The organism is Amycolatopsis mediterranei, from assembly GCF_026017845.1.
Taxonomy (GTDB): domain Bacteria; phylum Actinomycetota; class Actinomycetes; order Mycobacteriales; family Pseudonocardiaceae; genus Amycolatopsis; species Amycolatopsis mediterranei.
Genome location: NZ_CP100416.1, coordinates 9,364,366 through 9,390,269 on the forward strand (window position 1 = coordinate 9,364,366; position 25,904 = coordinate 9,390,269).

The following is a 25,904-nucleotide window of genomic DNA, read 5'->3' on the forward strand; positions in this document are numbered from 1 at the left end:
CCCCGCCGCCGCGCCGCGCTGTCGCGCGTCGCGCTGCGGGGGGCGGCCGGGGGGCGGGGGGGGGGGGGGGGCCGCCCCCCCCCCCCCCCCCACGCCGTGGTGGTGGGTGCGGCTTCTCAGCGCGTCACTACTTCTTCAGGACCTCGATGGACGGGTAGTCCGGCATGCGCCGGAAGTCCAGGGCCGCCGACTTGAGGTTCTTCGACTTCGCCGCGACGCCCTTCTCGTCCCACACCGGGATCGACGGCAGGTCCTTGGCGATCAGGTCCTCGGCCTGCTGGTACAGCTTGACCGCCGCGTCCTTGTCGGCGGTGGCGTCCGCCTGCCCGAGGAGCGCGTCCACCTGCGGGTTCGAGTAGCTGGAGTCGTTCGACGACCCACCGGTCTTGTAGATGGGGTTGAGGAAGTCCTCGATGGACGGGTAGTCCGCGGACCAGTCCGAGCGGCCCATGCCGGTCAGCTTCTTCTTGGTGACGATGCTGCGCCACTGGCCGAAGTCGGTCGCGGGCACGAAGTCGCACTCGACGCCGAGGGTGTTCTTGATGCTGTTGCAGGCCGCGACCAGCGGTTCCTTGCGGCCACCGTCCGCGTTGGACGCGATGGTCAGCTTGCCCTGGAAGCCGGACTTCTGGAAGGCCTCCTTGGCCGCCGCCGGGTCGAACTTGCAGAACTGGCAGACACCGGGACGCGCACCCGCGATGCCCTGCGAGATGTAGCCGTCCGCGGGCACGTACGTGTCGTTCATGACGGTCTTGGTGATCTGCGCGCGGTCGATCGCCATCGAGATGGCCTTGCGCAGCTCGAGGTTGTTGTACCCCGGCACGTAGTAGGGCACGGCGATGGTGCTGATCCCGAGCAGGTGGCCGGTGACCAGCCGGTCGCCGAGGTCGTTCTTGTACTTGCCGCCCGCGACCGCCGACGGCGGCAGCGCCTCCATGAAGTCGAGCCGCCCGCTCAGCAGGTCCTGGTAGGCGGTCTCCTGGCTGGCGTAGATCTTGATGTCGAGGTCCTTGAAGTGGACCTTGTCGTCACCCTTGTAGTCGTCGTTGCGGGTGAGCTTGATGTCCTGGTTCGGCGTCCGCGAGACGAACTTCATCGGCCCGTTGCCGATCGGGTGCTGCTCGAAGCCCTTGGGGTCCTTGAAGAACGCATCGGGCAGCGGCGCGAACGCCTGGTAGCCGACCTTGATGTCGAACACCGAGAACGGCGCGTCCAGCGTCACCTGGAACTCGTAGTCGCCCTTGGCGACCAGGCCGGACATCTTGTCCGTGGCCGGCTTGGCGTTCTCGTCCTCGGGGTGGACGTCCTTGTACCCCTGGATGTTCGAGAAGAAGTCGGTGTTGAGCTGGCCGTTCGGCCCGTAGGCGCCGTAGTTCCAGGCGTCGATGAAGTTGTGCGCCTTCACCTCGGTGCCGTCGTGGAACTTCCAGCCCTGCTTGATCTTGATGTCGTAGACCTTGGAATCGGTCGTGGTGATCGAGTCGGCCATCAGGTTGAACGGCTTGGCGTCCGCGCCCTTGAACCCGACCAGGGTGGCGAACATGACCTGGATCGCCTTGGTGCCGCCCAGGTCGTTGATGTTGGTCGGGACCAGCGCGTTCTGTGGTTCCGTGCCGTAGACGCTGACCGCGCCGTCCGGGTTCGTCTCGCCGGCGCCCGCGGTGGTGCTGCCCGAACCGCCACCGCACGCGGCCAGCACGAGCGCCAGCGAGGTCATCACCACCGTGGGTCCCCAGAGCCTGCGCGAACGACGCATGATCCCCTCCATTTCCGGTGTGTCCGAAAGGTGAGACGCACGCTATCGGGGGCGATGAAGCCGATCACAGGAATGCGGTGTTGCAAATGTGTGACGGTCGTCGTGATCACCTGGTTGGAGTACAACCAACGTAGGAATCCGGATCCTCCGGATGGCGTAGCGCGGACAGCAGGTCATCACGCGCTCACCCTCGGTCCCGTTGTGGCGCAACCCCTTCCGGGTGGCCGAACGGTCGGTCAGGCGAGCAAGCGGGCGTTGGGCGGCGGGGTGTCTCGGTGCGGTGGAGCGGGCCGCTCAGACGAGGGAGAGGGCGATGCCGTCGAGGATGTCGTGCTCGCTGACGACCAGCTCCGTCGGGCCGCCGCGGGCCGCCAGCTGCTCGGCCAGGGTCTGGACCACCACCGCGCCGCCGCCGATCACGTCGACCCGGCCCGGGTGGATCACCGGGTTGGCCGCTCGGGTGGCGTGGTCCTCGCTGAGCAGGCGGGACGCGAGGCTGTCGATGTCCGCCGCGCTCAACGTGGACAGGTGCACCCGGTCGCTGTCGTACTCCGGCAGCCCCAGCGCGATGGCCGACAGCGTCGTCACCGTGCCCGCCACGCCCACCCACGTCCGGGCGCGGGCGACGTCGACCACGTCGAACGCGTCCGTCAGCACCTTGCCCGCCAGGTCACGGGCGGTCGCGATCTCGCTCGCCGTCGGCGGGTCGCTCTTCAGCGCGCGCTCGGTGATGCGGACGCAGCCGATGTCGACGGACTTCGCCGCGAGCACGTCGGCCCGCTTGCCGTCCCAGGTGCCGAGGACCAGCTCGGTCGAGCCGCCGCCGACGTCGACCACCACGAACGGGCCGTCGTCCGGGTCCTGCTCGCCCACCGCGCCGGTGAAGGACAGCCGCGCCTCTTCGTCACCGCTGATCACCTCGGCCTCGGTGCCGAGGGTTTCGCGGGTCATGCGGAAGAACTCGTCGCGGTTCTTCGCGTCACGGGTCGCGGACGTGGCGACCATGCGGACCTTCTCCACGCCCTTGCGCCGCGCGGCGACCGTGTAGTCCGCGAGCGCGGCCCGGGTGCGTTCGAGCGCCTCGGGGGCCAGCTCGCCGGTGGCGTCGACGCCCTGGCCGAGCCGGACGATCCGCATCTCGCGGTGCAGGTCGCGCAGGTCGACCGTGCCGTCGTGGCGCGGCGTCAGCTCGGCGACGAGCAGGCGGATGGAGTTGGTCCCACAGTCGATCGCGGCAACACGAGGCATGCGATCACCCTAACCGGCCCGGACGCGTCAGGTCGTAGGCGTCGGCGGCGTGGTCGTGATCAGGACGACCGACGTGGGCACCTCCGTGACGATCTGCCCGCACGTCGGTTCCGGCGGCGTGGTCTTCGTCGGCGTGGTGGTGGTCTCGGTGGTGGTGCCGGTCGGTGCCGGCACGGTCGTGAAGCTGGTGATCGTCGTCGGGACGGCCGTTGTCGTCGTCGGCGGCACGCACGTGGGCGACGACGTGGTCGGCGGCTCCGAAGTGCCCGGCGTGCCCGGCGTGGTCGGCGGCGGCGTGGAAACCGTCGTCGCCGGCACCGGCGGGGGCGGGATCGACGGCGGCGCAGGCAGGGCCGCCGCGTTGGGCGCGCCGATCGGCACCGTGCTGTCCGGCACCTGCATGATCCCGTTGCGGTAGGCGTCCGCCCACAGGATCACCGTGTTCACGTAGGTGTCGGAGTTGTTGTACCGGTGGATCGCCCCGCGCAGCTGGTCCGGGTTCGCCAGGTCGAAGCCGCCGGAGCACAGGTAGCGGCCGGTGGCCAGGGCCGCGTCGAAGAGGTTGTTCGGGTCGGACTTCCCGTCGCCGTTGCCATCGGACGCGTAGCCCTTCCAGGTCGCGGGGATGAACTGGGTCGGCCCGACCGCGCGGTCCCACACCGGGTCGGTGTCGAGCAGGCCCTGGTCGGTGTCCGGGATCGCGGCGAACCCGCCCTGGCCGTTGAGCTGCGGGCCGAGGATCGGCTCGCGGGTGGTCCCGGCCGCGTCGACGTACCCGCCGCGCGCGTGGTTGGACTCGATCCGGCCGATGCTGGCGATCAGGGCCCAGTCGATGTGGCAGGCGGGCTGCTCGCGGCCGAGGATGCCGGCGGCGTTCTTGTACGCGGCGAGCGCAGTGGCCGGGATGCCGAGCGGGCCGTCCGGGAGCTCGTAGGCCGGCAGCGGCAGCGGGGTGGGCGCGCCGGGGAGGGTGCCGTCGACGGCGATCTGCTGGAGGGCGGCTTGCCGGGGGTCGTAGCCCTGGCCGAGCGCGGCGTCGCGGGTGTGCTCACCGGTGCCGCCGAGCCAGCCGAGGGTGCCACCACCGGCGACCAGCGCCGGGACCACGGCCAGGATGCCGGCGACCAGGGGGTAGGCGGTGCGGTGGCGGATCCCGAATCTCCGGGCGTAGCTTCCGGCTGCGTCTCGCAGCCGCCGCACACGCATGCTCTGAGCCCTCCTGGCCGGATCGGTCGCCGCTCTCGGGACACAGCCTGCCGCACCCGCGGCGGAGTTTCAGCCCATCGAGAGACGCGATCGAGGTTTTCGCTCACCCAGACCAGTTATCTGTTCACGCGGCGCGAGTGTTACGCGGCGCAGTCCCCCGAGGGCCACCCGTTGGCCTTAAGCAGCGCCAGCGTCTCGTCACCGAACGGATTCACGCCCGGCCCGACGGCGAGGGCGTGGGCGACGTGCACGTGCAGGCACTTGACGCGGCCGGGCATCCCCCCGGCGGTGACCTGGTGGCCGAGCGGCTCGATGGCGTCCCGCTCGGCGAGGTAGACCTCGTGGGTGCGCCGGTACTGCGCGGCGAGCTCGGGATCGGTGGTCAGCCGCTCCGTCATCTCCTTCATGATCCCGGACGCCTCGATGGTGCCGATCATCGAGTTCAGCTTCGGGCAGGTGAGGTAGTAGAGCGTCGGGAACGGCGTCCCGTTCTCCAGCCGCGGGCTGGTCTGCACCACGGAGGGGTGCCCGCTCGGGCACCGCGCGGCGATCGCGCGCAGCGCCCGCGGCGGCCGTCCGAGCTGCTCCGCGATGATCTCGCGGTCGGCGTCGGTGACGGGCTCGAACCGGTGCTGCTGCGTGCTGTTCACGTGGTCAAGGTTAGAGCGTGCCCCGCGCCACCCGGCCCGCGCCCCAAGCGCCCCAAAGCCGCCTCCGACCGCAGTGAATGACTCATTCCTGGCGTCGCACGCCAGGAATGAGTCATTCACTGCGGTTCAGCCGCCTGAGACCTGGCTCCAGAGGTTCTCGTACCAGGAGCTGCCCGCGACCTGCTGCTGTCCGGCCGGCGGGGCCGCGTCGGGCGCCTTGTCCTCCGGCAGCTGGACGATGTACGGCGTCTCGCCCGGCTTGACGTACCGCAGCCGCCGCCGGGCTTCGGCCTCGATCTGCGCCGGGTCGCTCAGCTCCGCCTTGCGGCCTTGGAGCTGAGCGACCTCCTGCTGCAGCTGGGCCTGCTGCGCCTGCTGTTCGCGGACCTCGGTCCGCTGGGAGAGGTACGTGCGCAGGGGCACGGCGATGGTGAACGCCAGCGCGCACACCACGATCGCCACCACCGCCGCGCGGCGGGTGGTGGACATGCCGAGCACCTTCGCCGCACCCGACGCCCGCTTCGCCGCCAAGCCCCGGCGCAGCCGGGCCCTGGTCGTTTCCGCGTCGCCGGTGCGGCGCCGCGCCGCTTCGGGGCGGCGGGCCGGTGCGGGCCGGTTGGCCCGCGACGCCCCGCCGCCACCGCCACGGCGGCCGCGTGTCCTCCCCCGGTCCGCCATCGGCGTCAGGCCTCGGCGCTGAACCGCGGGAAGGCCAGCTCGCCGGCGTACCGGGCGGCGTCACCGAGGGTCTCCTCGATGCGCAGCAGCTGGTTGTACTTGGCGATCCGCTCGCCGCGGGCCGGGGCACCGGTCTTGATCTGGCCGACGCCGGTGGCGACCGCCAGGTCCGCGATGAACGTGTCCTCGGTCTCGCCGGAGCGGTGGCTCATCATCGACTTGTAGCCGAACGACGTGGCCAGCGAGATCGCGTCGAGCGTCTCGGACAGGGTGCCGATCTGGTTGACCTTCACCAGCAGCGCGTTGGCGGCGCGGCGGGTGATGCCCTCCTCCAGGCGGTCCGGGTTGGTGACGAACAGGTCGTCGCCGACGATCTGGACCTTCTCGCCGATGTCGGCGGTCAGGGTGACCCAGCCGTCCCAGTCGTCCTCGCTCAGCGGGTCCTCGATGGAGACCATCGGGTAGTCGCGGATCAGCTCGGCGTAGTACGCCGACATCTGCTCGGCGCTCTTCTTGCTGCCTTCGAAGGTGTAGGCACCGTCGGCGAAGAACTCGGTCGCGGCGACGTCGAGGGCCAGCGCGACGTCGCGGCCCGGGGTGTAGCCGGCCTTCTCGATGGCCTGCAGGATCAGGTCGAGGGCCTCGCGGTTGTTCGCCAGGTTCGGCGCGAAGCCGCCTTCGTCGCCGAGACCGGTCGACAGGCCGCGGCCCTTCAGCACCGACTTCAGCGAGTGGTAGACCTCGGCGCCCCAGCGCAGGGCCTCGCGGAAGGTCTCCGCGCCGATCGGCGCGATCATGAATTCCTGGACGTCGACGTTGCTGTCCGCGTGCGAACCGCCGTTGAGGATGTTCAGCATCGGCACCGGCAGCACGTGCGCGTTCGGCCCGCCCAGGTAGCGGAACAGCTCCAGCTCGGCCGACTCGGCGGCGGCCTTCGCGACGGCCAGCGAGACGCCGAGGATGGCGTTCGCGCCGAGGCGGGACTTCGCCGGCGTGCCGTCGAGGTCGACCAGCTTCTGGTCGACGATCCGCTGGTCGACGGCCTCGATGCCGACCATCTCCGGGCCGATCTCGTCGAGCACCGCGGCGACCGCGCGCTCGACGCCCTTGCCGTTGTAGCGGCCGGTGTCGCCGTCCCGCAGCTCGACCGCTTCGTGCTCACCGGTCGACGCCCCCGAGGGGACCGCGGCCCGCGCCAGGGTGCCGTCGTCGAGAGCCACCTCCACCTCGACCGTCGGGTTGCCGCGCGAGTCCAGAATCTCGCGCGCGCCTACCTGCTCGATGAGAGCCACGCCATGCTCCTCGGTGCGTCGTGCCTGCGGTTTCGCACCCAGCCTAGCCGTCGCCGCAGTTCACCCGTTGGAGGCACGGCCGGTCACTCACCCGTCGGTGCGGATCGCCTGCCAGCCCGGCGGCAGCTCGACAGTCTCGGACGTCTGCTGCCAGAAGGTCCAGCTGTTGCCCCCGAGATCGGCGACGGTGTACACCCGGGCGCCGTACGGCTGGTCCTGCGGCGGATCGAGCTCGCACTCGTCCCCGAGCGCGGCGGAGGTCCGCTCGTAGTGCTCGTCGACGTCGTCGACGTAGACGATGTTGAGCTGGCCGACCGGGCCGTCGACGCCCTTGGCCTGCCAGTAGCCCGGCCCGACGCCCGCGATCTGGATCGGCGCCTCGCCCGCGCGCAGGGTCGCCTGGAAGACCTCGCCCGCCGCGTCGCAGAACCGGACCTCCTCGGTGAAGCCGAAGGTCCTGGTCAGCCAGGCGAGCGCCGCCGTGGCGTCGGCGTAGTAGAGGTAGGGCGCCAGGCCCCGGTACCCGCTGCTCATGGCGGCACAGTCCATCACGTCCCGATCGGAGGCGTGTGCAAGCCCCTCTCTCGCGGTAACGTGGGAGTGACCATGACGGACGCCGCAGCTGCTTCGCAGCCTCCCGAGGAGTCGCGGTTCCATGCCTTCCGCCAGGCCGAAGACCTGGTCGGCCGCCGTCGTCCGCTCGACGCGCTGAAGGCGTTGCGGCCCCTGCTGGAATCCGAAACGGACAAACCGTCGGTGCACCTGCTGGCCGGTCGCGCGTACTTCCACTCCGCCCAGCTGCGGCGGGCCGAAGAGGCCTTCACCCGGGTGCTGGAGCTGGACCCGACGGACCACTACGCGCGGTTCATCCTGGGCCGCACGCTGCAGCGCCTCGGCCGGCTCGTCGAGGCGCTGGCGCAGATGAAGATCGCCTCCGCGATGCACCCGGTGCCGGAGTACCTCGAGGCGATCAGCGAGGTCAAGGCCCGCATCGCGCTGCGCGAGCCCTGAGCCGGCCAGGGCCGAACGGCCCGGGTCACCTCAGCCGTTCGGCCGACCGAGGCGGGCCCCTCGACCGATGTCCGGCACCCCCTCGTCCGGCGAAGCTGGTTCCAGACCGAACAGGGAGGAACCACGATGTCGATCTTCGCCACGCTGGGTGCTTACGCCGGACTGCTGCTGCTGGTGCTGATGGCCGTCACGCCGTTCGTTGCCGACCGCGAGCTCTGACTCAGGGCGCGACGCTCGCCTCCGCGTAGGCGTCCGCCGCGCTGAAGACGTCCTGGCCGTACGAGAGGGCCTGGTTGTAGAACAGGATCGCCCGCCACCAGCCCGCCGGGGTGCCAAGATCGTCGCCCCCGGAACACAGGAAACGCGCCGCCGTGAAGGCCGCGTCGTCGATGTTCTGCGGGTCCGGGGTGCCGCCGTCGCCGCTCGCGCGCTCCTGGTACTTCTTCCACGTCGACGGCAGGAACTGCATCGGGCCGATCGCGTGGTCCCACGACTTGTCGCCGTCGAGCTTGCCGCCGTCGCTGTCGCGCACCGCCGGGATGCCCGCCGAGCCGTCGAGCGGCGGCCCGACCACCGGCTTCGCCACCCGGCCGTCCGCGCCGATCGCCGCGAGGTCGAACTCCCCGCGCTCGTTCTCGACCCGGCCGATGCCCGCGAGCGTCGCCCACGAGAGGTGGCACGTCGGCTTCTGGCGCTGCATCCACATCTCCGCCCGCCCGTACGCCGACAGCGCGCGCACCGGGATGTGCGTCTTGTCCGCGACGCGGGCCGCCCACGCGTCGAGTTCGGCCCGGTCGGACACCTGCGGCCGGTCGACCGGCGCGGCGAGCCCGGCCCGCGGCGCCTCGGCGCCGGGCTGCGGACGCTGTTCGGGGATGGCGAGCGCCGGCTGGACCGGCGGCGACGCGGCCGGCGCGTCCGGGTTCCGGACACCGATGGTGACGACCAGGACCACGCCGGTGAGCACGAGCCCCACCGCGAGGGCCGCCCGGCCGAGATACCGCCGCGGCGGGCCACCCGAAGGAGGGGGTCCCGGAGGGGTGACGGTCGGCTGAGCGGTATCGGCCACCCGAACAGGTTACGGAGGCACTCAAGAGGGGCCGTGCTACTCCGGGGCTTCGCCCCGGGCCGGGGGCTCCCGCCACCCGGAACCCCCGAAAGACGTACCTCGGCAGCCTGACCAGGCAAGCGGAGGGTAAAAACCCTCCCCCTGCCAGCGACATCACAAATTTTGTTACCGAGTCGACGCGCAGGCCCCTGACCTGCGGTTACCCTAACCTAACTTCGGCACCGAATCCCTTTTGCCCGATTACTCCGGCTCATGCGGGCGTACGCTCACTGGACTTACAGGTGAGCCTTACCTAAAAACATCACGGAAGCAGAACTCAGGGAGGCGGAACCGGTGTTGTTTTCGAGCGCGCTGATCGGGCTGCGCGAAGGCCTGGAAGCCGCACTGGTCGTCAGCATCCTGGTGGCGTTCCTGGTCAAGACGGACCGGCGCCACGCGCTGCGCTGGGTGTGGCCGGGCGTCGGCGCCGCGGTGCTGCTGTCGATCGCCGTCGGCGCGGTCCTCACCTTCACGACCGCCCAGCTGACCTTCGAGCACCAGGAGCTGCTCGGCGGCAGCCTGTCGATCGTCGCCGTCGGGTTCGTCACCGCGATGATCTTCTGGATGCGCAAGGCGGCCAAGAGCATCGCCGCCGAGCTGCGCGGGAAGATGGACGACGCGCTGGACGTCGGCCCCGCGGCCGTGCTGCTGCTGTCGTTCCTCGCGGTCGGGCGCGAAGGGCTGGAGACCGCGGTGTTCTTCTACTCGACGGTCCAAGCCGCGCAGAAGGAGACCGTGCAGCCGCTGATCGGCTTCGCCGTCGGCATCGCGGCCGCGGTGGTGCTCGCGTACCTGCTCTACAAGGGCGCGGTGCGGTTCAACCTCTCCAAGTTCTTCACGATCACCGGCGTGCTGCTGGTGTTCGTCGCCGCGGGCGTGCTCGGCTACGGCCTGCACGACCTGCAGGAGGCCGCGTTCCTGCCCGGCATCCACACCCTCGCCTTCGACGCTTCGGCCACGCTGCCCGAGACGTCCTGGTACGGCGCGCTGCTGAAGGGCATCTTCAACTACTCGCAGCAGACGACCGTCCTGCAGGCCGTCGCCTGGGTCGCCTACGTCGGCGTCGTGCTGCCCCTCTTCCTCAAGCCCAGCAAGAAGACCGCGCCGGCGCCCGTCGCCGCGGCCGCCTCGAAGGAGTGACCGTGCGCAAGACCCCCGCGCTGGCCGTACTGGCCGGCGCCGCCGTCCTGGTGACGCTGGCCGCGTGCGACAGCAAGAGCGACCCCGCGGGTGCCGCGGGCGACGGTGGCCCGATCAAGGTCTCGGCGTCCGACACCGCGTGCGAGGTCTCCGCGACCACGGCCAACGCGGGCAACCTGACCTTCGAGATCACCAACAAGGGCGCCAAGGTCACCGAGTTCTACCTCTACGCCGAGGGCGACCGGATCATGGGCGAGGTCGAGAACATCGCACCCGGGCTGAACCGGCGGCTGATCGTCGAGGTCGCCGACGCCGGCAAGTACCAGACCGCGTGCAAGCCCGGCATGTCCGGCACCGGCATCCGCGGCGACTTCACGGTCACCGGCGGCGTCGCGAAGCAGAACGACAGCAACGCCCAGAAGGCCCAGGCCACCAAGAGCTACGCCGACTACATCGCGAACAACACCTCCGCGCTGCAGGACGAGACGGGCAAGTTCGCCGACCTCGTCAAGGCGGGCAAGGTCGACGAGGCGAAGGCCGCCTACGCGCGCACCCGCGTCTACTACGAGCGGATCGAGCCGGTGGCCGAGAAGTTCGGCGACCTCGACCCGGCCATCGACGTCCGCGAGGCCGACCTCGAGCCGAACCAGCAGTTCACCGGCTTCCACCGGCTGGAGAAGGACCTGTTCAAGACCGGCCTGCAGGCCGACAGCGGCCAGATCGCCGACAAGCTGGTGACCGACGTCAAGGACCTGGTCGCCAAGACGAAGACGCTCGAGCTGTCCGCTTTGGACCTCGCGAACGGCGCGAAGGGCCTGCTCGACGAGGTCGCGACCGGCAAGATCACCGGCGAGGAAGAGGCCTTCTCGCACACCGACGTCTGGGACTTCCAGGCCAATGTGGACGGTTCGAAGGGCGCGATCACCGCGCTGCGACCGGTCCTGCAGGCCAAGGATCCGGCGCTGGTGTCCACTCTGGACAAGGAGTTCGCGAACGTGCAGGGGCTGCTCGACAAGCAGCGCGCCGGTGACGGCTTCAAGTCCTACACCGAGCTTTCCCAGGACCAGGTCAAGGAGTTCGCCTCGGCCGTCGACGCGCTGAGCGAACCGCTGAGCAAGGTTGCGGAGGTCGTCTCCAAGTGACGTCGGCAGAGGGCAGTCGAGCGGAGGGCACCCGCGTCTCGCGGCGGAAGCTCTTCGGCCTGGCGGGCGCGGGGGTCGCGCTCGCCGGGGCCGGGGCCGCCGCCGGCATCGGGATCGACAAGGCGACGAGCGGCAACGCCGAGGCGTCGACGAACACCGTCGACTTCCACGGCGAGCACCAGGCCGGGATCGTCACGCCGGCGCAGGCCAACCTGCACTTCGCGGCCCTCGACGTCACGACGAAGGACCGCGAGAAGCTGCGGCAGCTGCTCAAGACGTGGACCGACGCCGCCCGCCGGATGACGGCGGGCCAGGAGGTCGTCGCGAACGGCGCGGTGGGCAACGGCGCGTACGCCCCGCCCGGCGACACCGGCGAGGCGCTCGACCTGCCGCCCTCGAACCTGACGCTGACCATCGGGTTCGGGCCGTCGCTGTTCGACGGCCGGTTCGGCCTGGCGGGCAAGCGGCCGCCGCAGCTGATCGACCTGCCGCTGTTCCCGAAGGACAAGCTCGACCCGGCCCGCAGCGGCGGCGACCTGTGCATCCAGGCCTGCGCGGACGACCCGCAGGTGGCGGTGCACGCGGTCCGCAACCTGGTGCGACTCGGCTTCGGCGTCACCGAGGTCCGCTGGTCGCAGCTCGGCTTCGGCCGCAGCTCGTCGACCTCGCGCGAGCAGCAGACACCCCGGAACCTGTTCGGGTTCAAGGACGGCACGAACAACATCAAGGCCGAGGAACCCGACGTGCTGGGCGACCAGGTGTGGGCCACCGCGGCCGACGGCCCGGCCTGGATGGCGGGCGGCTCGTACCTGGTGGCGCGCCGGATCCGGATGCACATCGAGACGTGGGACCGCGAAACCCTCGACGGCCAGGAGAAGATCATCGGCCGCACGAAGGGCTCCGGCGCCCCGCTGGGCCAGACCGCGGAGTTCGACGAGCTCGACCTCGACGTCGGCGGCGCGGGCGGCGAGAAGGTGATCCCGGAGGACGCGCACGTCCGGCTGGCCTCCCACCAGGCGCTCAACGGCGTCCGGATCCTGCGCCGCGGCTACAACTTCGTCGACGGCTCCGACGGCGTCGGGCACCTCGAAGCGGGGTTGTTCTTCCTGGCGTTCAACCGCGACACCCGGAAGCAGTACGTGCCGATGCAGCAGGCGCTGTCGTCGAAGGACGCGATGATGGAGTACGTCCAGCACACCGGCTCCGCGCACTTCGCGGTCCCGCCGGGGGTGACCCGCGAGTCGAGCTGGGCGGACGCGCTGTTCTCCTGACCCCGGTTGCCTAAAGCCTTTAGGTTGAGCTAGCCTGGCTTTAGGCAACAGGGAGAAGGTTCATGGTTCGGGCAGGATTGACCACGGAACGCGTGGTGCGCGCCGGCGCGGAGCTGGCCGACGAGGCGGGCTTCGCCGCGGTGACGCCGTCGGAGCTGGCCCGGCGGCTCGGCGTCCAGGTCGCCAGCCTGTATTCGCACGTCAAGAACGCGCACGAGCTGCGGACGAAGGTCGCGCTGCTGGCGCTGGCCGAGCTCGCCGACCGGGCCGCCGCCGCGCTCGCGGGCCGGGCCGGGCGGGACGCGCTCGTCGCCTTCGCCGACGTCTACCGCGACTACGCCCGCGAGCACCCCGGCCGGTACGCCGCCGCACAGCTGCGGCTCGATCCGGAGACCGCCGCCGCGAGCGCCGGGCCCCGGCACGCCGAGATGATGCGCGCGATCCTCCGCGGCTACGACCTGACCGGGCCCGACGAGACGCACGCCGTTCGGTTGCTGGGCAGCGTCTTCCTCGGGTTCGTCAGCCTCGAAACCCAGGGCGGGTTCGACCACAGCTCGCCCGCCGCGCCCGAGAGCTGGGCCCGCATCCTCGACGTCCTCGATTCCCTCCTGCGTGATTGGCCACGATCGTGATCGACACCCCCCTGACCGCGGAACTCGTCCGCGGCGCCCTCGAACTCGAACGCACCGAGCGCGGCCTGGTGCCGCACCGGCTGCCGGCTCGCGCGCGGGCGCAGAACACCGACCCGCGGCTCGCGATGGCCGAGGCGCAGCCCGCGGGCGTCCGGCTGCGGTTCCGGACCCGGGCGGACGTCGTCGAGCTGGCGACGCTGCCGACCAAGCAGGTCTACGCCGGCGCCCCGCCGCGGCCGGACGGCGTGTACGACCTGGTGATCGACGGCTCGTTGGCCGCCCAGGCGAGTGTGACCGGCGGCAACACCCTGAACGTCGACATGGCGACCGGGGCGTCGTCGCTGACCGCGGGGCCGCCCGGTGTCGTCCGGTTCGCCGGGCTGGGCGGGCAGCCCAAGGACGTCGAGCTCTGGCTGCCGCACAACGAGCTCACCGAGCTCGTCGCCCTGCGCACCGACGCGCCGGTCGAGCCCGTGCCGCTCGGCCGGGTGTGGCTGCACCACGGCAGCTCGATCAGCCACGGTTCGAACGCGGCGAGCCCCGCGACGACGTGGCCCGCGCTCGCCGCCGCCGCGGCCGGCGTCGAGCTGGTCAACCTCGGCTTCAGCGGCAACGCGCTGCTCGACCCGTTCACCGCGCGGGCGCTGCGCGACACGCCCGCCGACCTGATCAGCGTCAAGCTGGGGATCAACGTGGTCAACGCGGACCTGATGCGCCTGCGCGCGTTCGGGCCCGCGGTGCACGGCTTCCTCGACACGATCCGCGACGGCCACCCGGACACCCCGCTCGTGGTCGTCTCGCCGCTGTACTGCCCGATTCACGAGCAGACACCCGGGCCGGGCGACTTCGACCACGAGGCACTGGCCGCCGGCGAAGTCCGGTTCCGCGCGACCGGCGACCCGGCCGAGCGGGCGGCGGGCAAGCTGACGCTGGAGGTCATCCGCGCCGAGCTGGCCCGGATCGTGACGCAGCGGCAGGCCGCGGACCCGCACTTGACCTACCTGGACGGCCTTTCGCTGTACGGCTCGGAGGACTTCGCGGAATTACCGCTGCCGGACGACCTCCACCCGTGCCCGGCGGCCCACCGCCGGATCGGCGCGCGGTTCGCCTCGCTGGTCCTCGAAGCTTGACTTCAAGGGAGCTTGAAGTTGGAGGCTTCGGGCATGTTCACCGAAGCAGAACTCGCCTACCTCGCCGCCCAGCGGCTGGGCCGGCTGGCGACCCAGCAGCCGGACGGCACCCTCCAGGCCAACCCGGTCGGCTTCCGCTACAACCCGGACGAGCAGACCATCGACGTCACCGGGCACAACCTGCGGAAAAGCAAGAAGTTCCGCAACATCGCCACGCACGACCGGGTGGCGTTCGTCGTCGACGACCTCCCGTCGACGAACCCGTGGCGGGTGCGGTGCCTGGAGATCCGCGGCCGGGCGGAGGCCCTGGTGGGCGTGAACCTGCCGGACAACCACTTCGACGACGCGGTGATCCGGATCCACCCGGAACGCATCCTCGCCTTCGGCGTCGAAGATTGGGACCGGGAGCCTCTGGAGGTGGAGACGAACATCCGCAACGTGTGATCGCTGCCCGGGGCGCTACGGCTAGCGGCGACCGCCCCAAGTGGTGTACACCGCTGCTCCCGTGACCGCCAGGATCACCGCCGTCCAGGTGGCCGCCGGGGTCTGCGCGGGTTGCAGGAGCCAGGTCAGGACCCGGCTCGGCGCCGACTCGTCGTGGGGGACGAACGGGCTGACCGCGGACCAGGCCAGCGGGAGCGTCCAGCCGAACTGGCCGCCCGCGATCGTGGCCGCGAGGCCGGCCAAGCCCGCCAGACCGGCCGCGTCGCGCACGATGATCGACGCGGCGACCGCCGACGAGCCCAGCTCCTGCACCCCCAGCACCACCACCCCGGCCCCGATCGCGATCAGCGCCAGGTGAGCGAACCGCCGGGCCGGCCACGGCAGGGCGGCAGTCCGGTCGAGGTCGGGGTCCTGGCCGCTGAGCCCGATCGCCGCCACCGCGACCGCCGTGGTCAGCGCCAGCGCGACGAGCATCGTGTTCCAGGAGTCCCGGCCCAGGAACCAGACCCCGCAGGTCGCCACCAGCAGGGCCCCGAACGCCGCCGGCAGCTGCCGCGAGCGGGCGTACAGCGCCGCCCACCTCATCGGAGGGCTCCCGGCACCAGCGTGTCCATCGGATCGCCCTGGCACGTCAGCAACGCTCGGCGCAACGCGACGATCCGCGTGAACCGGACGTCCGCGGGCAGGGCCCGGAATTGCTGCCACGCCTGCTCGATCGGGCCGGACTGCCTCTTGAACCAGTTCCGCAAGTACTCGGGCAGCGGTTTCAGCTCCCCGGTGAAGTACGCCGCCGCGATCATCCGGGCGCCCCGGTCCGGCAGGCTGGGCGCGCTCGGCCTCTCGCAGGACGGCACGCCGGCCCCGGAGAGCACCGCCACCCGCAGGTCGCTCGCGTCCGCCGTGAGGAGTTCCTCGTTGTGCTGGAAGTCGAGCAGGACGACGCCGGGATCGCGCCCGGGGCGTTCGATCGGCGAGCCGGCCGCGACCTGCTCCTCGACCCGCGTCGGCGCTCCGGGCAGCTTCGCCAGCATCGCGAGCGCTTCCCGCCCGGGGCCGGCCAGCGCGGCCAGCCGATCCCGGTGCAGTTCCGCCACGCAGACCGGTCCGTCGCAGACCTTCCGGGCGGCGACGCTGTCGGCGGTGAGGGCCTCCGCCGGGAACAGCGGCAGCGCGATGGCGGCCCCGGCCACGAGCGGCAGCAGGCTCAGCAGCCGCGCTCGCACCGACTGCACCGACAGCAGCAGGAACCCGGTGACGGCGAGGCCGAGGAACCACGCGGTCTGCCCGGCGTCGAGCGACACGGTGGTCGTGACCATCGACCCGCGCGGCTCGGCCAGCGCCGGCGCCAGCGGACCGGCCCGGCGAGGCAGGACGGCGTCCAGGCCCGGTTCGAGCGACATCCAGCAGAGGACCGTCCCGACGAGGGTCAGCACGGCCAGCCCGGGAGCGGTCAGTGGGTGCGGCAGCAGCCGCCCGACGGCCAGCCCCAGCCAGCACCCGGCGACCACGGCGAGCACCCCGACGCCCAGCACCGGGACGAAGACGGCCGAGACGAACCCGTCGTGGGCCAGGACTTCGGCGACGCCCACGCCGAACACGACCAGGTAGCCCAGTGCGGCCAGCGCGCCGACGGCGCCGGCGAGCCGGATCGCCCGGTGCCACGCGGGCCGCGGGGTGGTGGCCAGCAGCTCGATCATGCCGGAGCGGCTGTCGCGCATGCCCTGGATGGCCCCGGCCCCGACCACCACGGGCCAGAGGAACTGCAGCAGGAACCGGATCCAGAGCGCGGTCGTGGTGGTGTTCGCCGACCAGGGTGCGGGGACCTTCCACCACGGCCCCGAGAGCAGGAAGAGGAACGCGAGCGCGAAGACGACGAGCGCCAGACCGGCCCAGGGCGCGATCGAGCGCCGGAGTTCGATGCGGAAGATCACCACGCCCCCTTGCCGGGCTCGTGGTTCAGCAGCGCCGAATAGCCGCGCTCGATCGGGCTGTCCCCGACGTGCTCGAGGGTGCCCGCGGCGGCCAGCCCGTCCGGCGTTCCCTGGAACACCAGCTTTCCCTCGGCGAACAGCACCACGTCCGTGCACGCCGTGGCCACGTCCTCGACCAGGTGCGTCGAGATCAGCACGCACGAGTCGCGGCCCAGTTCCTGGACCAGCTCGCGGAACCGGACCCGCTGCGCCGGGTCGAGGCCGGCCGTCGGCTCGTCGAGGAGCAGGATCTCCGGGTCGTTGACGATGGCCTGGGCGATGCCGACCCGGCGCACCATGCCGCCCGAGAGCGTCTTCATGCGGTCGTCCGCGCGGTCGGCCAGGCCCACCCGCTCCACCGCCCGCTGGACCGCCCCCGGGATGTCCTCTTTGGACATCTCCTTCAGCCACGCCAGGTATTCGACGAACTCCCGGACCGTGAACCGCTTGTAGTAGCCGAAGTTCTGCGGCAGGTACCCGATCCGGCGGCGCAGCGCACGCTGGCCCCCGCTCCCGCCGGCCGGGGTGCCGAGCAGCGACAAGCTGCCCGACGCGGGCCGGAGCACCGTCGCCAACGCCCGGATCAGCGTCGTCTTGCCGGCGCCGTTCGGGCCGAGCAGCCCGTGCACCCCCTTGCCGAGGGACAGGTCCAGCCCGTCCACGGCCATCTTCCGCCGCCCCACCCGCACCTTCAGCCCCTGCGCCTGGATTTCCCAGGCGTAGGTCGCCGGTGCGACCTCGGCGGCCCCTACTGCCCGCATGTGCTTCCTCCCTGAAGACCTGAAGACCTGAAGACCTAATGACGTGCGCCGAGCCGGGTGAACGCCGGCCCGCGCAGGGCGACGATCACCGTGGTCAGCACGAAGAGCGCCGCCCACACCGGCAGCGCGCCGGTGCCGAGCGAAAACACCTGCCCCCGCTGGACGAACGCCGGCAGGACGACGATCACCCCCCACAGCGCGACGAGCGCGTACGCCGCCCGGCTGACGCCGATCAGCCCGCCGAGCGCGAGCGTGCCGGTGGTGCAGGCCAGGCTCGGCAGCAGCCAGAGCGCCGGCTGGGTGCCGGTCAGCCACCCGGCGACCCCCAGTACCGGCAGGACGACGGCGAGCACCGCCACCGTCCGCCGGGCGACCAGGTACAGCCCGGCCCGCGGGGTCGCGGTGACGACCTCGTAGGCCGGATCGAGGCCCCGCGCCCACGACACGGCGACCCCGAGCACCGGCAGCACCGGGGCGAACAGCTGCACCGCCGGCACGTCGAGCACCGCGCGCCACACGGTGTCGAGCAGGAGCGCGACCAGCGTGACGGCCACGATCATCGCCAGCCACGGCGCCATCGCGGGCGTCACCCAGGTGTCGAGCCACCGGCGCCGGCGCCGCGGCCGGGCGACCGGCCGCCGGACCTCGGCCGAAAGCCGGTCCCAGACCAGGTCCACGACCGGCTGGACCGGTGCGGCCTCCGCGAGCCGCGCCCGGCATTCGCGGCACGCCTCGAGGTGGGCCTCGAGACCCCACAGCTGGTCACCCGGGAGGTCGTCACCCGCCACGTACGCGGCGATGAGCCGCTCCGGCGCATGGTTCATGACAGTGCCTCCCGCAACGCGATCCGGGCCCGGCGCGCCCGGGTCTTGACGGTCCCCTCCGGCAACCCCAGCAGGACGGCGGTCTCCCGGACGGTCAGCCCGTCGAGCACCATCGCCTGCAGCACCGCCCGCAGCTCCGGCGCGAGGTCGCGCAGCGCGGCACCGACCTCGTCGCCGATCGTCGTCGCCAGCGCCTCGTCTTCGGCCGCCACCACCGGTGCGACGTCGAGGGCCACCGCGGGCGGCGGCTGCGCGTGGTGCGCCCGGCGCCGGAACGCGTCGACCAGCCGGCGCGCGGCGATCGTCCAGACCCAGCCGACCGCGCTGCCGCCGGTGGCGGCGCCCGCGAACGACGCCGCCGCCCGCCAGACGGCCAGGAACGTCTCCTGCATGACTTCCGCGACGATCTGCTCGTCCGCGCAGCGGCGGCGCAGGCGCACGGCCAGCCAGGGCGCCGTGCGGCGGTACAGCTCCTCGAACGCCGCGCGGTCGCCCTGGGCCGTGCGCCGGACGAGGTGGTCCTCGTCGGCGTCCTCCAGTGGCGTGTGCTTCACACCAGGCAAGACGCCGGACGAGCGGAACCGGTTCTCACCCGGATGTGTGCTGCGTCACACCGGGCGCGTTGGCCAGAACTTCCGCCAGCCGTCGGCCTCCAGCGTCGTCGGCGCCAGCCCGGCGTCGCGGGCGGCCTGCTCGGCGGCCTGGATGTCCTTCGCGAACTGCTTCGCCACCGCCCTCAGCTCACCCTCGGCGTCGACACCCGCCCGGCGCGCGGTGGCCGCGATGCGGAACAGCTGGGCGGCCGCCGCGGTCCCTTCGGGGAAGAGGTCGAGCGGGATGCCCGCGCGCCCGGAGCGCTGCCCCAGCTTGCCCGCCAGCGCGACGGCGGGCTGGCCGAGCGCGACACCGTCCACAATGGACTGGCGCTGCTTCTCGCGCTGCTTCAGCTCTTCCCACTTGAGGTTCTGGTGCTCGACGGTGTGCACCTGGTCGGCGTCGGCGAAGACGTGCGGGTGCCGGCCGACCAGCTTCGCGACGAGCGCCGCGGCGACGTCGTCGATGCCGAACGGGTCTTCGGCGTCCTCGGCCGCGACCCGCGCGTGGAAGAGCACCTGCAGCAGGACGTCACCGAGCTCTTCGCGCAGCGCCTCGCGATCGCCTTCTTCGATGGCGTCGAGCAGCTCGTAGGTCTCTTCGACCAGGTACTGCCGCAGCGAATCGTGCGTCTGCACCGCGTCCCACGGGCAGCCGCCCGGCGAGCGGAGCCGGTCCATCACCTCGGCGGCTTCGACCAGCGGCGGCACCGGCGTCTCGATGACCTCCGCGCCGGTCGCGATGAGCAGCGACGCCGCGGGCTCGTCCCGGGACCCGGCGAGCAGCACGACGTCGACCAGCGAAGGCGCCTCGATGACGGCCGGGACACCGAACGCGGCCGGATCGACGTCCGAGGCCGCGTAGACGGCGCCTGCGTCACGCAGGATCTTGAGCGCCGCGCCGGGCAGCGTCGTCCCGCGGACGATGACGACGACACCCGTGCTCACTGTTGCGCGGTCGCGGCACCGCGAATGGGCAGTACGACGCCCTGGGTGGCGTCGGAGTTCGGCACGAGGTTCATGCCAACAAGATCCCACACGCCGTACCGCGGGTTGATGCGCAGGCCGCTCTGGCCGAGGTACGGCTGCAGCAGCCGGGTGCCGATCGCGGTCAGCTGCGCGTCCGTCGGCTTCTGCGCTTCCTGGTCGGCCGGCACGGCCTTGTCGGTGCCGCGGGCGCGGATGACGAAGACGAACCAGTCCGCGCTCTGCGGCTTCTGCGCCTGGAAGACGACGACGCTGTTCTTGTCGGAGCCGAAGAGCGCGGTCTGCGCGAGGCCGGGGTACTGCGCGGCGCCGAAGAGCTCGGCGGCCTGGCCGGCGGAGTACCCGCCCGGGCCGGGCGCGCCGGTCTGCTGGGCCTGCTGGCCTTCCTGCTGCGCCTGCTGGACGACCCCCTGGATCTTGGCGGGGTCGTCGGCGAACTCCTTCGCGAGGCCGAAGGCGCGGGTGCGGGCCGCCCGGTCGTTGTCGCCGGTCGCGCTGATGCCGACGTAGTCCGCGCCGACCGACAGCTTCGGCAGCACCTTCCGGGCCAGATCCTGCTCGAGCAGGACGTCGCTCGCGACCTCGTTCCGGTCGCGCAGCTTCGAGACGATCTGCGTGACGGCGACCTGGTCGCCCTGCTTGGTGTCGGTGACCGGCGCGGGGGTCAGCTGCGCGGCCAGCCCGGCGACCTTCGCCTGGTCGGCGCCGAGGTTTTCCTGCTTGGCGGCGCGCAGGGTCAGTTCGTGCAGCACGGCCTGCCGGACGATCTCGCGGCCCAGCACGTCGAGCTTGTGCTCGGCGGCGAGCTTCTGCGCGTACGGGTGTTCACGGAGGGCCTGGTCGATCATCGACTGGACCTGGTCGAGGGAGACCGACCGATCGCCGACGATGACGGCACTGCCGACCTGGCTGGGGCCCGAGCCGCACCCGGCGAGCAGAAGTGCACCGGCAACGACCGCGACCAGCGCGCGAGGGCGCCCCATGATCCGCATCACAGGCCATACCCTCTCACACCATCGCCCCCGAAACGCAACACCCATGAGGACGCGGCGGCGGTAATGTCGACTTATGGACCATTGGCTGACCATCGAAGTGTTCGACGGGGAGCATTCGGCTTCGCTGTGGCGCCTGGCTCAAGGGGACGCTCTCACCGAAGCGGCGCTGACGAACGGCGCTGAGCAGTGGGTTTGGCACGAGCACCGCTGGGGAGTGGTGCTGGAGATCGAATTTTTGACGGAGGAGAGGCGAGACGCGTTCAGGTCGCTGCCGGCGGTAACGGCGGCGCTGGACGCGGTCCCGGACCCGACGCGGGGGTTGCTCGTGTACCCGGGGAGGGGTGGGGGTTCGGGGTCGCGCATGCCGCGGAGGCCCCGGCCGTTGCCGATGGCGGGCGCCGGGGCGGTCCCGGTGCCCGTGGAGTCGGTGCGGATGGGGCTGGCGGAGGCTATGCCGCCGATGTTCAGCGAAGTTCGCTGAGCAGTCCGCACCAAGCGGAGGTGGAGGCGGCGAGAGTGCCGCCTTCACGGTCCTTGGTGTCCCGGATCATTCCGCCAGTCCGGCGATGAAAGCCTCCGATCGTGCCGCATCGAGTGCCACATCGCCGAGCTTGGCCACCACCTGGCGATAGACCGCGATCTCATCCGGCGCTTCGAGGAAGAGCGACGAAATCTCGTGTTCGATGTAGACCACAGGCTCGAATTCGGTCGACTCGATGAGCTTGAAATGGCCCGAGACGGCCGGGTGGCCGCCGATTCGCGCGGGCACCACGCGGATCGAGACGTTGGGCTGGGCCGAGACCCGGAGCAGATGTGCCAACTGTCCCCGCATGACCGAGCGATCCTGGCGGCCGACCGGCAGACGCAGCGCGAACTCGTGGATGAAAAATTGAAACTCGATCCTCGGGCGGCGAGTGAGCACCAGCTGCCGTGCCATGCGCGCGAACACTCGCTCGTCGATGCCGTCCGGCGATGGCGCATTGCCGGTTTCGACCATCAGGCTCCGCGCGTAGTCTGCGGTCTGTAACAGTCCCGGCAGGATCAAACCCTGAAACGCCGCGATCTCGGCGGCACGTTCCTCGTGCCAGGCCAGCGTCTGCACCTGCCAACCGCCGGGGTAACTTTCCAGCAACCCTGGCTTGCGGATTTCATCAGCCAGCCCCATCAGCTCACGGTATTCCGCACCGTCGAACCCGAGTGTCGTGAGGAACCGGGCCATCCGGACCGGCTCCGGCCGGGTGAGCCCGCGAGTCACCGCCGACACCCACTGCGCGCTCATGTCCAGCTTCCGCGACATCTCGCGGACGCCCCAGTTCTTCTCGGACATGCGCTGGAGCAGCCGTTCTCCGAGCTGCCTTCCCCGGATGTTCGGCCCGCGATATTCCGCCATGGGCCGAACCTAAGGCCATCACCGGTACGAACCAGGCGCCACAACGGAAAGTCCCCCGAAATGGCGCCGGGTGTCCGCTCCCCTTTACACCGCGCCCCTACACAGCCGCGGGCTTCTTCGTCAGCTGGACCAGCAGCTTCGTGCACCACTCCAGCAGTTCTTCGTCCCGCAACGTCGGCGCGCCGATCCGCCCGCCGGCCGGGCCCTCCGTCGGCTTCGGCACCGATACCGTGTTCGTCACCGCCTTGAACACCGCCTTCGGGTACAGCCGCTTCAAGCGCACCATCTGCGAATCCAGCAACGGCAGCGGTGCGAACCGGATCGTGTTGCCCTGGACCGCCACCTCCGTCACACCCGCTTCACGACAGGTGTGCCGGAAGCGAGCCACCGACAGCAGCCGGTTGACCGGGGCCGGCGGCTGGCCGTACCGGTCGATGAGCTCTTCGCGGACCGCGTCGAGGCCCTCGGTGTCCGGCGCCGCCGCGATCTTGCGGTACGCCTCCAAGCGCAACCTCTCGCCGGGCACGTAGTCGTGCGGGATGTGGGCGTCGATCGGGAGGTCGACGCGGACGTCGGCCATCTCCTCTTCCTCCGCCGGCTCGGCACCCGCGTGCCTCCGGAACGCGTCCACCGCTTCGCCGACCAACCGCACGTACAGGTCGAACCCGACACCGGCGATGTGCCCCGACTGCTCCGCCCCGAGGATGTTGCCCGCGCCGCGGATTTCGAGGTCCTTCATCGCGACCGCCATGCCCGCGCCCAGCTCGGTGTTCTGGGCGATCGTCGCCAGGCGGTCGTGCGCGGTCTCGGTCAGCGGGGCCTCCGGCGGGTACAGGAAGTACGCGTACCCGCGCTCCCGCCCGCGCCCGACCCGGCCGCGCAGCTGGTGCAGCTGCGCCAGCCCCAGCAGATCGCCGCGCTCGACCAGCAGCGTGTTGGCGTTCGAGATGTCGAGACCCGTCTCGACGATCGTCGTGCACACCAGGACGTCGTACTCGTTCTCCCAGAAGCCCTGGATGATCTTTTCGAGCTTGTCTTCGTTCATCTGCCCGTGCGCGGTGACGACCCGCGCCTCCGGCACCAGCTCGCGGATCCGCCGCGCCGCCTTCTCGATCGAGGAGACGCGGTTGTGGACGTAGAAGACCTGGCCGTCGCGCAGCAGCTCGCGCCGGATGGCCGCGCCGACCTGCTTGTCGTCGTACGCGCCGACGTAGGTCAGGATCGGGTGGCGGTCTTCCGGCGGGGTCAGGATCGTCGACATCTCGCGGATGCCGGCCAGCGACATCTCCAGGGTGCGCGGGATCGGTGTCGCCGACATGGTGAGCACGTCGACGTGCGTGCGCAGCGCCTTGATGTGCTCCTTGTGCTCGACGCCGAAGCGCTGCTCCTCGTCGACGATCACGAGCCCGAGGTCCTTGTAGCGAATACCCGTCTGCAGCAGGCGGTGCGTGCCGATGACGATGTCGACCTCGCCGCTCGCGAGCTGCTCCAGGATGATGTCCGACTCGGTTTTGTTCGTGAACCGGGACAGGCCCTTGATCGTCACCGGGAACGAGCGCATCCGCTCGTGGAAGGTGTTCAGGTGCTGCTGGGCGAGCAGCGTCGTCGGCACCAGCACCGCGACCTGCTTGCCGTCCTGCACCGCCTTGAACGCGGCGCGGACGGCGATCTCCGTCTTGCCGTAGCCGACGTCGCCGCAGATGACGCGGTCCATCGGGACGCCGCGTTCCATGTCGGCCTTGACCTCGTCGATGGCCGCGAGCTGGTCGTTCGTCTCGGTGAACGGGAAAGCGTCCTCCAGCTCGCCCTGCCACGGCGTGTCCGGGCCGAACGCGTGCCCGGGCGCGGCCTGGCGCGCCGCGTACAGCTGGACGAGCTCGGCGGCGATCTCCTTGACCGCCTTCTTGGCCCTGGCCTTGGTGTTCTTCCAGTCGGAGCCGCCGAGCTTGTTCAGCGTCGGCAGCTCGCCGCCGACGTACTTGGACACCTCGTCGAGCTGGTCGGTCGGCACGAACAGCCGGTCGCCGGGGTGCCCGCGCTTCGACGAGCCGTACTCCAGCAGCAGGTACTCCCGGGTGGCGCCCGCGACCGTCCGCTGGACCATCTCGACGAACCGGCCGATGCCGTGCTGCTCGTGCACGACGTAGTCACCGGACTTGAGCGCGAGCGGGTCGACGGCGTTGCGCCGCCGGGACGGCATCTTGGTCGTGAGGTCCTTTGTGGACGTTCCGGCGCCCGAGCCGCGGCCGGTCAGGTCCGCCTCGGTGAGCACGACCAGCGCGCGCTCCGGCGAGATGAAGCCGTCGGTCAGGCCGCCGCAGGTGACCGTGACGACGCCCGGCGCCGGCGCGCCCTTCAGGCCGTCGCCCGCCAAGGAGGCCGGGACGTCGGCGGCCGAGAACTGCTCGACCGCGCGAGCCGCGGTGCCGTGCCCGGCGACGACGAGCACCGCCGTGCCGCCCGCCGCCGTGTGCGCGCGCAGGTCCGCCGTCGCGCGCTCGAGCTCGCCGCGGTACGCGGGCGCGGCCTCGACCGAGACGCGGTAGACGTCGGGGTCTTCGCTGGTCAGCTGGGTGATCGTCCACCAGGCGCGCTTGGTGTCCTGCGCGTGGGAGGCGATCTCGTCGAGCCCGCGGTAGGCCGACGCGCCGAGGTCGATCGGAGCCTGGCCACCGGCCGCGGCCGTCGTCCAGGACGCTTCGAGGAACTCCTGGCCGGTGCGGACCAGGTCGGCGGCGCGGGCGCGGATCTTCTCGGGGTCGGTGAGCAGCACGTGGGTGCCGGCCGGCATCGCGTCGGTGAGCAGTTCGAGCTCGCCTTCGCAGAGGACCGGGATGAGCGCCTCCATGCCCTCGACCGGGATGCCGTCGGCGAGCTTGGTGAGCATCTCGGCCAGGTGCGCGTCGGACTCGTACGTCTTCGCCAGCTCCGCGGCCTTCTCCCTGACCGGCCGCGTGAGCAGCAGCTCGCGGCACGGCGGCGCGGTGACCCGCGGGATGTCGCCGGGCAGCGACCGCTGGTCGGAGACGGCGAACGCCCGGATCTCGCTGACCTCGTCGCCCCAGAACTCCACCCGGACGGGGTGCTGCGCGGTGGGCCCGAACAGGTCGAGGATGCCGCCGCGGACGGCGAACTCGCCGCGCTTCTCGACCATGTCGACGCGGGTGTAGGCCAGCTCGACCAGCCGTTCGAGGAGGCCTTCGAAACTCTGTTCTTCGCCGACGACGAGGTCGACCGGGGCGAGGGAGCCGAGCCCGGGCGCCATGGGCTGGATCAGGCTGCGGACGGTGGCGACGACGACGCGCAGATCGTCGTCGCCCGTCTTCAGCCGGTGCAGCACCTCGAGGCGGCGGCCGACGGTGTCCGCGCGCGGGGAGAGGCGCTCGTGCGGAAGGGTCTCCCAGCTGGGGAAGTCGGCGACCCGGCTCTCGCCGATGAGCGCCTTGAGCGACGCGGTCAGCTCGTCGGCCTCGCGGCCGGTGGCGGTGACGGCGAGCACGGGCTTGCCGGCGCCGTCGTCGGCCGCGAGCGCGGCGGCGACGAGCTGCCGGGCGGCGATCGGGCCCTGCAGCTCGAGCAGCGGCGCGCCGGCGCGCTCGACCACGCCGCGCAGGGCCGGGTCGGGAAGGATGGCGGTGAGGAGTCCGGACAATGGAGCGTCGGTCACGCTCCCAGC

General features: G+C 71.4%; 25 protein-coding genes. 8 read left to right on the forward strand and 17 right to left on the reverse strand.

From position 1 onward, the window contains the following. Positions 1-127: 127 nt before the first annotated feature. From ISP_RS42325 to ISP_RS42355, 7 genes are all read right to left on the reverse strand, one after another. Positions 128-1,756 (reverse strand): peptide ABC transporter substrate-binding protein, encoded by a 1,629-nt coding sequence (locus ISP_RS42325; protein ID WP_230468607.1) that lies wholly within the window; start codon positions 1,754-1,756, stop codon positions 128-130. 294 nt (positions 1,757-2,050) lie between these two features. Beyond that, positions 2,051-3,004: a Ppx/GppA phosphatase family protein gene (locus ISP_RS42330; protein WP_013229925.1), complete on the reverse strand. Its 954-nt coding sequence runs from the start codon at positions 3,002-3,004 to the stop codon at positions 2,051-2,053. A gap of 27 nt (positions 3,005-3,031) precedes the next feature. Continuing rightward, positions 3,032-4,210 (reverse strand): lytic transglycosylase domain-containing protein, encoded by a 1,179-nt coding sequence (locus ISP_RS42335; protein WP_013229926.1) that lies wholly within the window; start codon positions 4,208-4,210, stop codon positions 3,032-3,034. Between the two features lie 140 nt (positions 4,211-4,350). Next, complete coding sequence (locus ISP_RS42340; RefSeq protein WP_013229927.1) at positions 4,351-4,860, reverse strand: DUF501 domain-containing protein; 510 nt, start codon at positions 4,858-4,860, stop codon at positions 4,351-4,353. 126 nt (positions 4,861-4,986) lie between these two features. Beyond that, the gene (locus ISP_RS42345; RefSeq protein ID WP_013229928.1) at positions 4,987-5,349 is read right to left on the reverse strand and encodes an FtsB family cell division protein; all 363 of its coding nucleotides are present in this window, start codon (positions 5,347-5,349) and stop codon (positions 4,987-4,989) included. A 194-nt stretch (positions 5,350-5,543) separates the two neighbouring features. Further along, positions 5,544-6,830 (reverse strand): phosphopyruvate hydratase, encoded by a 1,287-nt coding sequence (gene eno, locus ISP_RS42350; RefSeq protein ID WP_013229929.1) that lies wholly within the window; start codon positions 6,828-6,830, stop codon positions 5,544-5,546. Between the two features lie 87 nt (positions 6,831-6,917). Continuing rightward, complete coding sequence (locus tag ISP_RS42355) at positions 6,918-7,364, reverse strand: VOC family protein (RefSeq protein ID WP_013229930.1); 447 nt, start codon at positions 7,362-7,364, stop codon at positions 6,918-6,920. A 72-nt stretch (positions 7,365-7,436) separates the two neighbouring features. Between ISP_RS42355 and ISP_RS42360 the strand changes: the two genes are divergently transcribed. Beyond that, positions 7,437-7,841 (forward strand): tetratricopeptide repeat protein, encoded by a 405-nt coding sequence (locus ISP_RS42360; RefSeq protein ID WP_034284181.1) that lies wholly within the window; start codon positions 7,437-7,439, stop codon positions 7,839-7,841. Positions 7,842-8,061: 220 nt separating this feature from the next. Here the strand turns inward: ISP_RS42360 and ISP_RS42365 are convergent, their stop codons facing one another. Beyond that, a complete protein-coding gene (locus tag ISP_RS42365) occupies positions 8,062-8,808 on the reverse strand; it encodes a murein transglycosylase (RefSeq protein WP_013229932.1) in 747 nt (248 codons plus the stop codon). 435 nt (positions 8,809-9,243) lie between these two features. On the opposite strand from ISP_RS42365, the gene efeU reads away from it, so the two are divergent. From efeU to ISP_RS42395, 6 genes are all read left to right on the forward strand, one after another. Then, positions 9,244-10,089 (forward strand): iron uptake transporter permease EfeU, encoded by an 846-nt coding sequence (gene efeU / locus ISP_RS42370; protein WP_013229933.1) that lies wholly within the window; start codon positions 9,244-9,246, stop codon positions 10,087-10,089. Further along, positions 10,086-11,231, forward strand: coding sequence for an iron uptake system protein EfeO (gene efeO, locus ISP_RS42375; protein WP_013229934.1), 1,146 nt, complete (start codon positions 10,086-10,088; stop codon positions 11,229-11,231). The genes efeU and efeO overlap by 4 nt, the downstream gene beginning before the upstream one ends. Continuing rightward, a complete protein-coding gene (efeB, locus tag ISP_RS42380) occupies positions 11,228-12,502 on the forward strand; it encodes an iron uptake transporter deferrochelatase/peroxidase subunit (protein ID WP_013229935.1) in 1,275 nt (424 codons plus the stop codon). Before efeO ends, efeB begins: the two co-directional genes overlap by 4 nt. 62 nt (positions 12,503-12,564) lie before the next feature. Further along, on the forward strand, positions 12,565-13,134 hold the full coding sequence (locus tag ISP_RS42385; RefSeq protein ID WP_034284050.1) for a TetR/AcrR family transcriptional regulator: 570 nt from the start codon (positions 12,565-12,567) through the stop codon (positions 13,132-13,134). Continuing rightward, on the forward strand, positions 13,131-14,264 hold the full coding sequence (locus tag ISP_RS42390; RefSeq protein WP_013229937.1) for a GDSL-type esterase/lipase family protein: 1,134 nt from the start codon (positions 13,131-13,133) through the stop codon (positions 14,262-14,264). Before ISP_RS42385 ends, ISP_RS42390 begins: the two co-directional genes overlap by 4 nt. 33 nt (positions 14,265-14,297) lie before the next feature. After that, entirely contained in the window at positions 14,298-14,708 is a 411-nt protein-coding gene (locus tag ISP_RS42395) for a PPOX class F420-dependent oxidoreductase (RefSeq protein WP_013229938.1), read from the forward strand. Between the two features lie 21 nt (positions 14,709-14,729). On the opposite strand, the gene ISP_RS42400 is transcribed toward ISP_RS42395, so the two are convergent. Genes ISP_RS42400 through ISP_RS42430 form a run of 7 tightly spaced genes read right to left on the reverse strand, consistent with a single transcriptional unit; the run spans position 14,730 to position 20,826 of the window. Then, positions 14,730-15,293: a hypothetical protein gene (locus ISP_RS42400; protein WP_013229939.1), complete on the reverse strand. Its 564-nt coding sequence runs from the start codon at positions 15,291-15,293 to the stop codon at positions 14,730-14,732. After that, positions 15,290-16,639, reverse strand: a complete 1,350-nt coding sequence (locus ISP_RS42405; protein ID WP_230468608.1) for a hypothetical protein — start codon at positions 16,637-16,639, stop codon at positions 15,290-15,292. The genes ISP_RS42400 and ISP_RS42405 overlap by 4 nt, the downstream gene beginning before the upstream one ends. Next, the gene (locus ISP_RS42410) at positions 16,636-17,439 is read right to left on the reverse strand and encodes an ABC transporter ATP-binding protein (RefSeq protein ID WP_013229941.1); all 804 of its coding nucleotides are present in this window, start codon (positions 17,437-17,439) and stop codon (positions 16,636-16,638) included. The genes ISP_RS42405 and ISP_RS42410 overlap by 4 nt, the downstream gene beginning before the upstream one ends. 35 nt (positions 17,440-17,474) lie before the next feature. Next, positions 17,475-18,263: a zf-HC2 domain-containing protein gene (locus tag ISP_RS42415; protein WP_013229942.1), complete on the reverse strand. Its 789-nt coding sequence runs from the start codon at positions 18,261-18,263 to the stop codon at positions 17,475-17,477. Continuing rightward, on the reverse strand, positions 18,260-18,817 hold the full coding sequence (locus ISP_RS42420) for an RNA polymerase sigma factor (RefSeq protein WP_013229943.1): 558 nt from the start codon (positions 18,815-18,817) through the stop codon (positions 18,260-18,262). Before ISP_RS42420 ends, ISP_RS42415 begins: the two co-directional genes overlap by 4 nt. 54 nt (positions 18,818-18,871) lie before the next feature. Further along, on the reverse strand, positions 18,872-19,804 hold the full coding sequence (locus tag ISP_RS42425) for a nucleoside triphosphate pyrophosphohydrolase (RefSeq protein WP_013229944.1): 933 nt from the start codon (positions 19,802-19,804) through the stop codon (positions 18,872-18,874). After that, positions 19,801-20,826 (reverse strand): hypothetical protein, encoded by a 1,026-nt coding sequence (locus ISP_RS42430; protein ID WP_230468609.1) that lies wholly within the window; start codon positions 20,824-20,826, stop codon positions 19,801-19,803. The genes ISP_RS42425 and ISP_RS42430 overlap by 4 nt, the downstream gene beginning before the upstream one ends. Positions 20,827-20,911: 85 nt before the next feature. Between ISP_RS42430 and ISP_RS42435 the strand changes: the two genes are divergently transcribed. After that, positions 20,912-21,319: a hypothetical protein gene (locus ISP_RS42435; RefSeq protein WP_013229946.1), complete on the forward strand. Its 408-nt coding sequence runs from the start codon at positions 20,912-20,914 to the stop codon at positions 21,317-21,319. A 66-nt stretch (positions 21,320-21,385) separates the two neighbouring features. Here ISP_RS42435 and ISP_RS42445 read toward each other — a convergent pair whose 3' ends face one another. Both ISP_RS42445 and mfd read right to left on the reverse strand, forming a co-directional pair. Continuing rightward, positions 21,386-22,228: a helix-turn-helix domain-containing protein gene (locus tag ISP_RS42445; protein WP_014467752.1), complete on the reverse strand. Its 843-nt coding sequence runs from the start codon at positions 22,226-22,228 to the stop codon at positions 21,386-21,388. A 97-nt stretch (positions 22,229-22,325) separates the two neighbouring features. Continuing rightward, positions 22,326-25,880: a transcription-repair coupling factor gene (mfd, locus tag ISP_RS42450; protein WP_013229948.1), complete on the reverse strand. Its 3,555-nt coding sequence runs from the start codon at positions 25,878-25,880 to the stop codon at positions 22,326-22,328. Positions 25,881-25,904 lie beyond the last annotated feature (24 nt).